The following is a 12,901-nucleotide window of genomic DNA, read 5'->3' on the forward strand; positions in this document are numbered from 1 at the left end:
CTACGGCATGAGCGCGCTGACCGCCGTGGTGGCGGAGAACACGGTGGGCGTCCAGCGCGTGGTCGAGCTGGAGCCCGCCTTCGTCCTGGAGCAGATCGCGTCCGCCTGGGACGACGTGGGCGTCGACGCCCTGAAGACCGGGATGCTGGCCAACGCCGCCATCGTCGAGGCGGTGGCCGCCGACCTGGCCCGGCGCCGCGCCCGCCACCTGGTGGTCGATCCGGTGATGCTGGCCAAGGGCGGCGAGCCGCTCCTGGCCCCCGACGCCCGGCGGGCTCTGACGGAGCGGCTGCTGCCGCTGGCCGAGGTGGTGACGCCCAACCTGCCGGAGGCCGAGGCGCTGAGCGGCATCCGCATCGCCGGCGAAGAGGACCGGCGCGAGGCGGCGCGCCGCATCCAGGCGCTCTCCGGCGGCTGGGTGGTGGTCAAGGGCGGCCACGCGCCCTGGCAGCCGGACCGCTCCGTCGACCTCGCCTACGACGGCCGCGACTGGCTGGAGCTGGAGGGCGAGCGCGTCGAGACGCCCCACACCCACGGCACCGGCTGCACCTTCTCCGCCGCCATCGCCGCCGGCCTCGCCCGCGGCCTCGACGTGCCCGCCGCCCTCCGGCTGGCCAAGGCCTTCATCACCGCCGCCATCCGCGGCGGGGCCCGACGCCCGCTCGGCCACGGCCACGGGCCGACCGACCCGGTCGCCGCGGCGCGCGAGCTGGGGGGCATCCCGCCGGAGGTCCCGCCGGAGGCCATGGAGGGCGCGGGGGGCGTCCCGGGGGGTGCCAGGCCGTGAGCGGCCGCGCTTCCTCGCACGGCGCCGGGCCCCGCTGGGGGACGCGGGAGCTGGTGCTGATGGCGCTGATGACCGGGCTGGGCACGCTCCTCTCGCAGTTCCTGATCATCCCCGTCGGCCCGGCCAAGGTGCAGCCGGTCCAGGCGCTGGTCAACGTGGTCGGCGCCGTCCTCTACGGGCCCTGGGGCGCGGTCTGGGTGGCGGCGGCCATCTCCACGCTGCGGAACGCCCTGGGCACCGGCACCCTTCTCGCCTTTCCGGGAAGCCTCTTCGGCGCCGCCTTGGCGGGCGCCGCCTGGCGGCGGACGCGGCGGCTCCTCCCCACCGCCCTGGGCGAGCTGGTGGGGACCGGCCTGATCGGCGCCCTGGTCGCCTACCCCATGGTCCTCCTCATCCTCCGCAAGCCGGCCGGCGCCCTCGCCCTGGTCGCCGCCTTCACGCCGCCCTCCGCCGTCGGCGCCTTCCTGGGGCTGCTGGTGGCGGGGGTCCTGCGCCGGGCCGGCCTCGTCCCCGGCGGCCCGGCGGGGCCGGAGGCCGGCCTGCCGGGGGCGGCGGCCCGCAAGACCGCCGACCCCAACGATCCGAACGCCCGCGAAGGGAGGAACCCCACACGATGACCGGCACGAGCGGCGACTTCCCGGGCGACCGGCGGCTGGCCGCCGAGGCGGCGCGGCTCCTCGCGGAGCTCCGCCGGCGCCGCCCCCTGGTCCACCACATCACCAACCTGGTGGTCACCCACTCCACCGCCAACCTGACGCTGGCGCTGGGCGCCTCGCCCGTCATGGCCTACGCGGTCGAGGAAGTGGCCGAGATGGCGGCCTCGGCGCAGGTCCTCCTCCTCAACATCGGCACGCTGACCGTGCCCGAGCTGGAGGCGGCGCTGGTGGCCGGGCGGGCGGCCAACGCCGCCGGCGTCCCCGTCCTCCTCGACCCGGTCGGCGCCGGGGCCACCCGTTTCCGCCGCGAGGCCTGCCTGCGCATCCTGGGGGAGGTGCGCGTCGCCGCCATCCGCGGGAACGCCAGCGAGATGGCCACCCTGGCCGGGCGGGCGGCCGAGCAGCGCGGCGTCGACGCGGCCGGCACCCACGGGGAGGCGGAGCGCGCCGAGCTGGCGCGCGAGGTGGCGCGGCGGTACGGCTGCGTGGCCGCCGTGACCGGCGCCCGCGACTGGCTGTCGGACGGGAGGCGGAGCATCGCCTGCGACAACGGTCACCCGCTCCTGGCGCAGGTGACCGGGACGGGGTGCATGGCCAGCACGGCCGTGGCCAGCTTCCTGGCGGTGGGCGACGATCCGCTGCGGGCGGCGGCCGCCGCCCTGGGCGCCTTCGGCCTGGCGGCCGAGTGGGCGGCGCAGGGCGCGGCGGGCCCGGGGAGCTTCGAGGTGGCGCTCCTCGACCGCGTCGCCGCGCTCCGCCCCGTCGACCTCGAGGAAGGGCTCCGCCTCGCCTGGGCCGAAGCCGAAGCCGAGGCCGCAGGGGAGGGGGGACGGTGAGCGGCCGGGCGCCGGCAGGGGAGGGGCGCCGGAAGCCGGACGCCGCCACCCTGGCGCGAAGGCTGGCCGTCTACGTGATCACCGACCGCGAGCAGGCGGAGCGGCAGGGAGGGCGAAAGCTCCTGGACGTGTGCCGGGCGGCGCTCGAAGCCGGGGCGGGCACGCTCCAGCTCCGCGGCAAGGGGTGGTCGGGGCGCGAGCTGTACGAGCTGGGGCTGGCGCTCCGGCGCCTGACGGAGGAGGCGGGAGCGCTCTTCCTGGTGGACGACCGCGTCGACGTCGCCCAGGCGGTCCGCGCGGACGGGGTCCACGTCGGCCAGGACGACCTTCCCGCCCGCGTCGCCCGGGCGATCCTCGGCCCCGGCGCCATCGTCGGCGTCTCCGCCGCCACGCCCGAGGAGGCGCGCCGGGCCGAGGCGGACGGCGCCGACTACGTGGGCGCCGGCTCCGTCTGGCCGACCGGCAGCAAGGCCGACGCCGGCGCGCCCATCGGCCTGGAGGGGCTGCGCGCGGTGGTCGCCGCCACCCGTCTGCCGGTGGTGGCCATCGGCGGCGTCGACGCCGGGCGGGCGCGGGAGGCGCGCGCGGCGGGAGCCGCCGGCGTGGCGGTCATCTCGGCGGTGATGGCGGCTCCCGATCCGGCCCGGGCGGTCCGGGAGCTCCTGGCGGGCACGGAAGGGAGGCGGTAGCAGGATGGCGGTGGGCGAGCTGATCCCGCTGGAGGAGGCGCTGGAGAGGCTCCGCGCCGAGCTGCCCGAGGGCGCGCTGGGCGCGGAGGCGGTGGGGCTGGAGGAGGCGTCGGGCCGCGTCCTGGCGGAGGCGGTGGAGGCGGAGGAAGAGCTGCCCGCCTTCGACCGCAGCACCATGGACGGCTTCGCGGTGCGCGCCGCCGACGTGGCCGCCGCAGCGCCCGGGCACCCGGTCCGCCTGCGCCTGGCGGGCGAGGTGCGCGTGGGCGAGCCGGCGGGCCTCTCGCTCGACGCCGGCGAGGCGGCCGCCGTCCCCACGGGCGGCGCGCTCCCCGCGGGCGCCGACGCCGTGGTGCCGGTGGAGGCGACGCGGGCGGAGGCGGGCGGGGTCGAGATCCTGGCGGCGGTGGCGGCGGGGGAGAACGTGGCCGCCCGCGCCAGCGACGTCCGCCCGGGCCAGGCGCTCCTGCCCGCGGGGCACCGGCTCCGGCCGCAGGACTGCGGCCTCCTGGCCGCTCTGGGCCGGCTGCGGGTGCGGGTGGCGCGCCGGCCGGCCGTCGCCGTGCTGGCCACGGGCAACGAGGTGGTGCCGGCCGACCGGCGTCCGGCGCCGGGCCAGATCCGCGACGCCAACTCCTGGTCGCTGGTGGCCGCCCTCCGGGCGGACGGGCTGCGGGCCGAGTACCTGGGCGTCACCCGCGACGACGAGGAAGCGATCCGCCAGACCCTCGCCAGCGCCCTGGGCCGTTTCGACGCGGTGCTGGTCTCCGGCGGCTCGTCGGTGGGCGCGCGCGACCTCACCCAGGGCGCCGTCGCCTCGCTGGCACGGGTGGTCGTCCACGGGGTGGCCATCAAGCCGGGCAAGCCGGCGCTCTTCGCCGTCGCCGGCAGGAAGCTGCTGGTGGGCCTCCCGGGCCACCCGGTCTCGGCCCTCACCATCTACCGGCTGATGGTGCGACCGCTCCTGCGACACCTGGAGGGCGGCCTCGCGGCCTGGCCGCAGCCGGGGCTCCGCGCGCGCCTGGCGGGGCCGGTGCGGGCGCCGCGGGAGCGGGACGCCATGATCTCGGTCCGGCTCGAGCCGCCGGAGGCCGGCGGGGACGCGGGCGGGGGGCCGCGCCTGGTGGCCAGGCCGCTCCGGACCAGCTCGGCCCACCTCTCCAGCCTGGTCCTGGCCGACGGCATGATCCGGGTGCCGCGCGGCGCCGAGCTGGAGGCGGGCCGGGAGGTGGAGGTGATCCCCTTTGACTGAGGGCCGCGCCGGCGAGGTCGAGGGCGACCGCCAGGCCGGCTTCGGCGGCCTGACCCACCTCGACGCGGCCGGCCGCGCGCGCATGGTGGACGTGGGCGCAAAGCCCGAGAGCGAGCGCGTGGCCGTCGCCCGGGGAGGCGTGCGCATGCGCAGGGAGACGCTGGAGCGGATCGCCTCCGGCCGCGTCCCCAAGGGCGACGTCTTCGCCGTCGCCCGCGTCGCCGGCATTCTCGCCGCCAAGCGCGCGGGCGACCTGATCCCGCTCTGCCATCCGATCCCGCTCACCTCGGTCCGGGTCGACCTGCGCGGCGGACCCGTGGCCGGCACGGGCACGGGCGGCGGGCCGCCGGAGGAAGGCCCGGGCCAGGATCTGGCCGCGGTGGAGATCGAGGCGGAGGTGCGGACGGTGGGCCGGACGGGCGTCGAGATGGAGGCGCTCACCGCCGTCACCGTGGCCGGCCTCACCGTCTACGACATGTGCAAGGCGATCGACCGGGAGATGGTCCTGGAGGAGGTCCGGCTGGTCTACAAGAGCGGGGGGAGGAGCGGCACCTTCGTCCGGCCCGGAGAGCCGCATCCGGTCCCGCGGGAAGCGCCCGGGGCCGGGCCGGCCGGCTGAGCCCATTCCCCGGTGGGGTCAGGGCGCGCCCCTCGAATACCCCCGCCGAGCGATGTCCGGCTCCCCGGCCACGCCCCAGACTGAGACGGAACGCGCACGACCCCGGGGGGTGCGGCGGTGGCGACGCTGGCGGTCATCTCCCAACACAGGCTCTTCGCAGCCGCCATCCTCGACGTGTTGCGGGTCTGTCCGCGGCTGCGCCCTCTGGGCGTCTGGAGGTCGCTGGCGGAGGCGGAGCGCTCGCTGGCGGTGGCGCCGGACGCCCTTCTCTTCCTCGTTCCCAACCCGCCGGGGCCCGGCGAGGAAGCGATCCGGCTCACCCGCCGCCTCTGGCCGCGGGCGCGCCTCGTGGCGCTGGCGGTGGAGAGCAACCTGGCCTGGCGCCTGGACCCGGCGCCGCCGCGGGAGGACGGCCCGGCCGCGGAGAGCGACAGGGGCGGCGGCGCCATCGCCCCGCTGGCGCCGGAGACCGGCTGCGACCTGGGAACCCTTCTCCTTGCGGAGCTCTGCCCGCTCAGCAGGGGGCAGGACTGTCCGCTGGCCGCCCCTCAGCCGCGCTCCGGGTCCCTCGGTTCCACCAGCCCTTCCTCGATGGCGTAGGCGGCCGCCTGCACGCGGTTCTGCACGTGGAGCTTGTCGAGGATGTGCTTGATGTGGATCTTCACGGTGTTCTCGGAGATGATCAGCCTTTGGGCGATCTCGCGGTTGGTGGCGCCCGAGGCGACCAGCTGGAGCACCTCGCGCTCGCGGTCGGTCAGGCCCTCGGCCTCCTCGCCGTCGCCGGCGCCCTCCCCGCCGCGCCCGCTCGCGCCCGGCCCCTCGCGGCGGGAGGAGGCGGGCATGCGCGCGAACTCCTGCAGGATCAGCCGCGCCAGCGTCCCGGAGATGGGCGCCTCGCCGCGAAAGACCCCGTCGATGTAGCGGAAGAGCTCGTCCGGCTCCAGGTCCTTGAGCAGGTAGCCCTGGGCGCCTGCCTTGATCGCCTCGAAGAGGTTCTCGTCCCGGTCCGAGACGGTCAGCATCACCACCGGGATCTCCGGGTGGGCGCGGTGGATCTGCCGCGTCGCCTCGATCCCGTTCATCACCGGCATGTTGACGTCCATCAGGACGAGGTCGGGGCGGAGCCGCTCCACGGCGGCGATGGCCTCCTCCCCGTTGCCCACCTCGCCCACCACCTGCAGGCCCGGCCGCGAGGCGAGGAGGCCGGACAGCCCCTTGCGGAAGAGGACGTGATCATCAACCAGCAAGATGCGGTGCGCCACGGCCATCCCCCTCCACAGGGCGCGAGATCGGCACCGCCAGGACCACCTGCGTCCCCTGGCCCGGCGCCGACAGGATGTCGACGAAGCCTCCCAGCGACTCGGCCCGCTCCTGCATGATACTCATGCCGTAGTGGCCCTTGGCGTTCTGGCGGACCACGTCGAAGCCGATCCCGTCGTCGGTGATCTTCAGCCAGAGGTGCCCGCGGCCCTGCTCCACGCTCAGCTGGACGCGGGAGGCCTGGGCGTGCTTGCGCACGTTGGCCAGCGCCTCCTGCACGATCCGCCAGGCCTGGACCTGGGCGCCGTCAGGCAGTTCGTCGAGCAGTTCCGGATCGCCTTCCAGCGACGTCTCGATGCCGTTCATCGAGCGGTAGTCTTCCAGGTATTCGCCCAGGATGGCCGAGAACCGCTTCTGGCTGGCCGGACCGGTCTTCAGGTCGAAGATGGAGTGGCGCACGTCGCCGTAGGTCTCCTTGACCACCTTCTGCAGCTCGGCCAGCCTGCGGGAGAGATCGATGGCGCCGCTCTCCATCGCCTCGTTCTCCAGCAGGCCGAACTGGAGGTTGAGGTAGCCGAGGGTCTGCGCCAGCCCGTCGTGCATCTCGCGGGCGATCCGCTCCCGCTCTTCGACGATCGCCATGTTCTGCACCTGCTGGTAGAGCCGGCTGTTCTCCCAGGCGATGGCCGCCTGGGCGGCGAAGCCGCCGACGAAGGCCTGCTCCTCCTCGTCGAAAGGCGCGAGTTCGCGGCGCGCCACCAGCAGGACGCCGATCACGTGCTCCCGGGAGAGCATGGGGATGGCCAGCGCCGAGCGGACCCCCTCCCGGTGGAGCAGGGGGAACTCGCTCTCCGGCAGCTTGGCCAGCGCCTGGAGGTCCGCCACCGCCAGCGGCACCCGGGCCAGCTGCGCGCGGGCGGGCAGGTCCTCGGCCTCGAAGGGCGCGACCGGCGCGCGCTGGAAGCCGGCCGTCGCCCGCCAGAGGAGGCGGGTCCCGCCGTCGGGATGGGCCTCGACGGTGATGAAGGCGGCCAGGTCGGCGTGTGCCAGCCCGCGCAGGTGCTCGGTGACGCTGGCCAGCTTGCGGCCCAGGTCGGCCACCGCGGCCAGCTCGCCCGCCAGCCGGTAGAGCGCCTCGAACCGGTCGCGCTGGCGCTCGGTCTGGGCGAGCAGGGAACGGACCCGGTCCTCCAGCCGCTTCCTCTCGGTCATGTCGCGGAGGACCAGCGCCACGTACCGCTCCTCCCCCTGGTGGACCTCCGAGGCGGAGAGGCTGACGGGGACCTGGCGGCCGTCCGGGCGGCGGATGATCGCCTCCTGGTAGGGGATGCGCCGGCCCAGCTCCAGCGTCGTCCGGATCGGGCACTCGCCGCCGCAGGTCCGCGCTCCGTCGGGGCCCTCGCAGCCGAGGACGGCGGAGCAGAGCAACCCGTGGCTGCTGTCCCCCGGCTGGCGGCCGGTCAGCATGGCGCCGGCCGGGTTCATCTCGACGATGCGCCGGCCGGCGTCGACGATGAAGATGGCGTCGCTCGACCGGTCGACGAAGGTGCGGAGCCGCTCCTCGTTGGCGTGGAGGCGGGCCGACTGGCGGCGGAGGGTGCCGAAGACGTAACTCGTGAAGAGCGCCGAGCTGACCAGAAGGATGAAGAGGACCACGCCGCGCGCCAGCCAGGCGCCGGTCACCTGGCGCAGGTCGGTGAAGATCTCCAGCAACATGCCGAGGAAGACGACCGGCGCCAGGAAGGCGATCCACTGGATCGCCCTCTCGTTCCACCGCTCCAGCGACTCCTCGAGCGACCTCGGCCCCTTGATCATCCAGGCATCACCGGCTCCAGCACGATGTTAGCACTCATGGGTCATGGCCGACACCGGCGCCTCACCCGTTCGGGCAGGTAGGAGCGCCCAGAGGCGTTGGAAATCGCGCATCTTCCTGGTGCCGGTGGGTTGACACTACCGGGAGGGATGCGTACCATCGTTCCCGGCTTAGCACTCCCCGGCGGGGAGTGCTAACAAGGAGTCGGTGACGGGAGGAGGTCCGGAGCGAGCATGAGCGTTGCACAGTCGTCCAAGCTGCGCCTGCGGCCGCTGGGCGATCGCATCGTGGTCCGCGTCGTCGAACAGGAGGAGCGGACTCCCAGCGGCATCGTCCTTCCTGACACCGCCAAGGAGAAGCCGCAGGAGGGCGAGGTCCTGGCGGTGGGCAAGGGAGCCTACCTCGACAACGGGCAGATCCGCCCCCTGGAGGTCCAGGTCGGCCAGCACGTGCTCTTCTCCAAGTATTCGGGCACCGAAGTGAAGATCGACGGCGAGGAGTACCTGGTCCTCTCCGAGCGGGACGTCCTCGCCATCGTCGAGCGCTGAGCGGCGCGGATGCTCGAGCGCTAGCGGCGCGGACGCTGGACACAAGGGAGGGAGAGAACCGTCATGCCCAAGCAGATCGTCTTCGACGAGGAGGCGCGGCGTGCCCTGGAGAGGGGCATCAACGCGGCGGCCAACACCGTCAAGATCACGCTCGGTCCCAAGGGGCGCAACGTCGTCCTCGAGAAGAAGTTCGGCGCGCCCACCATCACCAACGACGGCGTCACCATCGCCCGGGACATCGAGCTGAAGGATCCCTACGAGAACATGGGCGCCCAGCTGCTCAAGGAAGTCGCCACCAAGACGAACGACGTGGCCGGTGACGGCACCACCACCGCCATCGTCCTCGGCCAGGCGATGGTCCGCGAGGGCCTGCGGGTGGTGGCGGCCGGCGCCAACCCGATGCTGGTCAAGCGCGGCATCGAGAAGGCCGTGGACAAGGTGGTCGACCAGATCCGCAAGGTCTCCAAGCCGGTGGAGACCCACAACCAGATCCAGGAAGTGGCCTCCATCTCCGCCAACGACCCCGAGATCGGCCGGATGATCGCCGACGCCATGGACAAGGTGGGCAAGGAGGGCGTCATCACCGTCGAGGAGGCCAAGACGCTGGAGACCACCGTCGAGGTGGTCGAGGGCATGCAGTTCGACCGCGGCTACCTCTCGCCCTACTTCGTCACCAACACGGATACCATGGAGGCCGTCCTCGAGGATCCCTTCATCCTCATCACCGACAAGAAGATCAGCGCGGTCAACGACCTTCTGCCGGTGCTGGAGAAGGTGCTCCAGCGCGGCAAGCCGCTCCTGGTCATCGCCGACGACGTGGAGGGCGAGGCGCTGGCCACCCTGGTGGTCAACAAGATCCGCGGCACGCTCCAGGTCTGCGCGGTCAAGGCGCCCGGCTTCGGCGACCGGCGGAAGGCGATGCTGGAGGATATCGCCATCCTGACCGGCGGCCAGTACCTCTCGGAAGATCTGGGCATCAAGCTGGAGAACGTGACCCCCGACATGTTCGGCCGCGCCGAGCGCGTCACCGTCGACAAGGAGAACACCACCATCGTCCGGGGCGCCGGCGACTCCCAGAAGATCAAGGACCGCATCAAGGCCATCCGCGCCCAGATCGAGGAGACCACCTCGGACTTCGACCGCGAGAAGCTCCAGGAGCGCCTGGCCAAGCTGGCCGGCGGCGTCGCCGTGATCAACGTCGGCGCGGCCACCGAGGTGGAGATGAAGGAGAAGAAGTACCGCATCGAAGACGCGCTCTCCGCCACCCGCGCGGCGGTGGAGGAGGGCATCGTCCCCGGCGGCGGCTGCACCTACGTCCACGCCCTCAAGGCGCTGGAGGACCTGAAGGGCGAGACCCGCGACGAGCAGACCGGCATCGAGATCGTCGCCCGGGCGCTCGAGGAGCCGCTCCGCCAGATCGTCACCAACGCCGGGCTGGAGGGCTCCGTGGTGGTCGAGAAGGTCAAGGAGCTGCCCGACACCGACGGCTTCGATGTGATGAGCCTGGAGTACGGCAACATGTTCGAGAAGGGGATCGTCGACCCGACCAAGGTGACCCGCTCCGCGCTCCAGAACGCGGCCAGCATCGCCGCCATGGTCCTGACCACCGAGTCCCTGGTGGCCGACATTCCCGAGAAGAAGGAGAGCAACCAGGGCGGCATGCCCGACATGGACATGTAGGGATGCCACCCGATCCGCCGGGCCCGGCGCCCGGCTGGAGGAAGCGGCCCCGCCGGCACAGGCGGGGCCGCTGGCTTGTCCGGCGCTCTCCTCCGGGCCGCGGTGGCAAGAAACGCAGATCGAAACCTGTGGTCCTCGGGTGGAGACCCGAGGTTGCGCGAGCCGAAATACCCCACCCCGTAGTGCAAACGGACCGGCGGCCTGACCGGTCTGGTCCCCAGCCCATACACCCGTGGCAGGTATATCCACCCTAGCCCCACCCGGTCACCCCAGATCGCTCTGCGGGGAGATTCACCACCGGGCGCCGTCTGGCATCTGTGGAGGCGATCGAAACGCCACCTGGCGCAGGTGGACGACGACACGGCAGAAGTGGGGGAATCGGATGGGTTGGACTACGGGAATCGGGAAGAGGCGGGTCACGCGCCGGCGCTTCCTCACGGGGGCCGCGACCGCCACCGCCGCCGCGGGCCTGGGGCTCAGGCTCCTGGAGGAGCCCGCCTGGCTGACCAAGGCCCGAGCGCAGGGGCCGGAGCGGGCGGGATCGGGGGAGAGGCACGCCTTCACCGTCCACTCGCCCAACTGCTGGCAGGCCTGCCCGCTCACGGCCACGGTGCGCGACGGGCGCCTGGTCAGGGTGGAGCCGGCCAAGCTGCCGGACCAGGATTACCAGCGCATCTGCCTCAGGGGACTGAGCGAGATTCAGCGCCTCTACGGGACGGACCGGCTGCGCTATCCGCTCAAGCGGGTGGGAAAGCGCGGCGAGGGCAAATGGCAGCGGATCACGTGGGATGAGGCCATCGCCACCATGGTGGACCGGTTCAAGGCGGCGCGGGAGAAGTACGGGCCCTCCGGCCTGGCACTGGTCACGCTTTCCGGGAACTACGGCGCCTTCAACGGTTCCACCGCGCGCCTGGCCAACCTGCTCCAGGCCACCGCCCCGGTGGGCAGCATCGACCTGAACACGGCCACCGGCTGGACCCGCGTCGGGGGCGGTCCGGTCTTCGGCTACGACGCCAGCGAGCCCCTGGACTGGGTCAACTGCCGGACCATTCTCCTCTGGGGCTCCAGCGTGGCCGAGACCCAGGTCCACAGCACGTACTTCCTGCTTCAGGCCCTGGACCAGGGCGCGACGCTGGTGGTGATCGATCCGCGGTTCTCGACCATCGCCTCCAAGGCGGACATCTGGGTGCGCCCGAAGCCCGGTACGGACGCCGCCCTCGGGCTGTCCATGCTCGACGTGATCCTGCGCGAGAACCTCTGGGATAGGGACTTCGTCCTCGCGCACACGACGGCCCCGTTCCTCGTCCGGAAAGACAACGGAAAGTTCCTGCGGGCCGGCGAGGCGGGCCTCCCGGGCGACCCCGAGCGTCGCGTCCTCTGGGACTCCGGCAAGGGAGGGCCCGTCGCGGAAGGGACCCCGGGGGCGGTGCCGGCCCTCACCGGCTCCTTCACGGTCCACGGGACGGAGGTCCGGCCCGCCTTCCAGATCCTGGCGGACGAGGCGGCCAGATACTCGGGCGAGCGGGGCACGGCGGTCCACGGCGTACCCGTCGCCACGGTGGAGCAGGTGGCCCGGCTCTATGCGACCCGGCGCCCGAACGGCATTTACTTCGGCATGGGAACCGACAGGTACTTCAATGGCGACCGCGCCGGGCAGGCGATGGCCACGCTCGCCGCCTTCACGGGTGGATTCGGGCAGTCCGGCAACATCCAGGGGATGTACTTCACCTACTACGGCAACCCCAAGTTCGACGCCCCCACCGGGACGACGGCGCGGTATGTGCCTTTCATCGACTGGTACGAGGACATCCGGGAGCATCCCATCGGCGCCATGTGGGTGACGTGCGGCGACATCTACAACCAGCTGCCGGATCGGAGCAGGGTGAAGGCGATCTGGGACTCCATCCCCTTCATCGTCGTCTCCGACCTGGTGATGACGCCGACCGCGCAGAACGCGGACCTCGTGCTCCCGGCGGCCCATTACTACGAGACGACGGAACCGCTGGCGGAGGGAGCACACCCCTACGTGCTCTTCCGTGAGGCGGCCGTCGAGCCGTTGGGAGAGGCCCGGCCCGACTGGGAGGTCCAGAAGGAGATCGCCAAGGCGTTCGGCTTCGGTGCCTATTTTGACAAGAGCATGCAGGAACTGGTCGCCGAGTGGCTGGACAGCGACATGATGCGGTCGGCCGGGGTGACCGCCGAACGGCTCATGAAGGAACACGCGGTTCGCGTGCGGCCGAAGCAGAACGGCCGACCCTACCACGCCCCCGCCCGGTCGCAGCACCCCGACGGGCTGTTCCACGTCTACAACGAGGAAGGCGTGCAGGCCGGGGTAGCCTATGCGACGTACATCCCCGCAGCCGAGGCCACGGACGCCGAGCTCGCGAAGAGGTACCCGCTGGTCTTCAACACCCAGCACGGCCGCTGGCGGGTTCACTCGCAGCTCGCCAACGTCCCCATGTTGCGGGAACTCTCGGTTCGCCCCGTGGTGGAGATCAACCCTGCGGACGCGGAGGCCCGCGGCATCCGCGAGGGCGACGTGGTCGAGGTCTTCAACGATCGCGGCCATGTCGTCGCCCACGCCCGCATCGCCCCGGCCATGATGCCGGGCATGGTCAACCTCCAGCAGGGTTGGTGGGACGAGCACTACATCGAAGGCCACCATCAGGAGCTCACCCACCAGAAGCGGAACATCGTCGGGAACTTCGCCTTCTTCGACATCCGTGTCGAGGTCCGCAAGAAGACGGGGGTGGCGTAGGTG

General features: G+C 72.8%; 12 protein-coding genes. 10 read left to right on the top strand and 2 right to left on the bottom strand.

Annotated elements, in window-relative coordinates; all coding sequences use genetic code 11:
• The 7 genes from thiD to QJR14_08415 all read left to right on the top strand — a co-directional run.
• Positions 1 to 787 (top strand): bifunctional hydroxymethylpyrimidine kinase/phosphomethylpyrimidine kinase (gene thiD, locus QJR14_08385; protein ID MDI3317615.1); only part of this gene is annotated, 787 nt, incomplete at its 5' end.
• Positions 784 to 1,404, top strand: coding sequence for an energy coupling factor transporter S component ThiW (thiW, locus tag QJR14_08390; GenBank protein ID MDI3317616.1), 621 nt, complete (start codon positions 784 to 786; stop codon positions 1,402 to 1,404). The genes thiD and thiW, both read left to right, overlap by 4 nt.
• The gene (thiM, locus tag QJR14_08395) at positions 1,401 to 2,279 is read left to right on the top strand and encodes a hydroxyethylthiazole kinase (GenBank protein MDI3317617.1); all 879 of its coding nucleotides are present in this window, start codon (positions 1,401 to 1,403) and stop codon (positions 2,277 to 2,279) included. The genes thiW and thiM overlap by 4 nt, the downstream gene beginning before the upstream one ends.
• On the top strand, positions 2,276 to 2,968 hold the full coding sequence (thiE, locus tag QJR14_08400) for a thiamine phosphate synthase (protein ID MDI3317618.1): 693 nt from the start codon (positions 2,276 to 2,278) through the stop codon (positions 2,966 to 2,968). The genes thiM and thiE overlap by 4 nt, the downstream gene beginning before the upstream one ends.
• Positions 2,969 to 2,972: 4 nt before the next feature.
• Positions 2,973 to 4,220 (top strand): molybdopterin molybdotransferase MoeA, encoded by a 1,248-nt coding sequence (locus tag QJR14_08405; GenBank protein MDI3317619.1) that lies wholly within the window; start codon positions 2,973 to 2,975, stop codon positions 4,218 to 4,220.
• A gap of 82 nt (positions 4,221 to 4,302) precedes the next feature.
• The gene (gene moaC, locus QJR14_08410) at positions 4,303 to 4,839 is read left to right on the top strand and encodes a cyclic pyranopterin monophosphate synthase MoaC (GenBank protein ID MDI3317620.1); all 537 of its coding nucleotides are present in this window, start codon (positions 4,303 to 4,305) and stop codon (positions 4,837 to 4,839) included.
• Positions 4,840 to 4,956: 117 nt separating this feature from the next.
• Positions 4,957 to 5,439: a hypothetical protein gene (locus QJR14_08415; protein ID MDI3317621.1), complete on the top strand. Its 483-nt coding sequence runs from the start codon at positions 4,957 to 4,959 to the stop codon at positions 5,437 to 5,439.
• On the opposite strand, the gene QJR14_08420 is transcribed toward QJR14_08415, so the two are convergent.
• Together QJR14_08420 and QJR14_08425 are read right to left on the bottom strand one after the other, a co-directional pair.
• Positions 5,388 to 6,107, bottom strand: coding sequence for a response regulator transcription factor (locus QJR14_08420; GenBank protein MDI3317622.1), 720 nt, complete (start codon positions 6,105 to 6,107; stop codon positions 5,388 to 5,390). The two genes, QJR14_08415 and QJR14_08420, sit on opposite strands and share 52 nt — an antisense overlap.
• Positions 6,076 to 7,914 carry a PAS domain S-box protein gene (locus tag QJR14_08425; protein ID MDI3317623.1) on the bottom strand — a complete coding sequence of 613 codons (1,839 nt, stop codon included), beginning with the start codon at positions 7,912 to 7,914 and terminating at the stop codon, positions 6,076 to 6,078. The genes QJR14_08420 and QJR14_08425 overlap by 32 nt, the downstream gene beginning before the upstream one ends.
• A gap of 255 nt (positions 7,915 to 8,169) precedes the next feature.
• Between QJR14_08425 and groES the strand changes: the two genes are divergently transcribed.
• The 3 genes from groES to QJR14_08440 all read left to right on the top strand — a co-directional run bounded on the left by groES (position 8,170) and on the right by QJR14_08440 (position 12,898).
• Complete coding sequence (groES, locus tag QJR14_08430) at positions 8,170 to 8,460, top strand: co-chaperone GroES (GenBank protein ID MDI3317624.1); 291 nt, start codon at positions 8,170 to 8,172, stop codon at positions 8,458 to 8,460.
• Between the two features lie 63 nt (positions 8,461 to 8,523).
• Positions 8,524 to 10,140 (top strand): chaperonin GroEL, encoded by a 1,617-nt coding sequence (groL, locus tag QJR14_08435; protein ID MDI3317625.1) that lies wholly within the window; start codon positions 8,524 to 8,526, stop codon positions 10,138 to 10,140.
• A gap of 382 nt (positions 10,141 to 10,522) precedes the next feature.
• The gene (locus QJR14_08440; protein ID MDI3317626.1) at positions 10,523 to 12,898 is read left to right on the top strand and encodes a molybdopterin-dependent oxidoreductase; all 2,376 of its coding nucleotides are present in this window, start codon (positions 10,523 to 10,525) and stop codon (positions 12,896 to 12,898) included.
• Positions 12,899 to 12,901: the final 3 nt, after the last annotated feature.

The organism is Bacillota bacterium, from assembly GCA_029961055.1.
In the GTDB taxonomy this organism is placed as follows: Bacteria; Bacillota; Sulfobacillia; order JAIMAT01; family JAIMAT01; genus JAIMAT01.

Coding starts and splice junctions, on each gene's coding strand:
- thiM (MDI3317617.1), top strand. CDS start 1,401: ATGACCGGCACGAGCGGCGACTTCCCGGGCGACCGGCGGCTGGCCGCC.
- QJR14_08405 (MDI3317619.1), top strand. CDS start 2,973: ATGGCGGTGGGCGAGCTGATCCCGCTGGAGGAGGCGCTGGAGAGGCTC.
- moaC (MDI3317620.1), top strand. CDS start 4,303: ATGGTGGACGTGGGCGCAAAGCCCGAGAGCGAGCGCGTGGCCGTCGCC.
- QJR14_08420 (MDI3317622.1), bottom strand. CDS start 6,107: ATGGCCGTGGCGCACCGCATCTTGCTGGTTGATGATCACGTCCTCTTC.
- QJR14_08425 (MDI3317623.1), bottom strand. CDS start 7,914: ATGATCAAGGGGCCGAGGTCGCTCGAGGAGTCGCTGGAGCGGTGGAAC.
- groL (MDI3317625.1), top strand. CDS start 8,524: ATGCCCAAGCAGATCGTCTTCGACGAGGAGGCGCGGCGTGCCCTGGAG.
- QJR14_08440 (MDI3317626.1), top strand. CDS start 10,523: ATGGGTTGGACTACGGGAATCGGGAAGAGGCGGGTCACGCGCCGGCGC.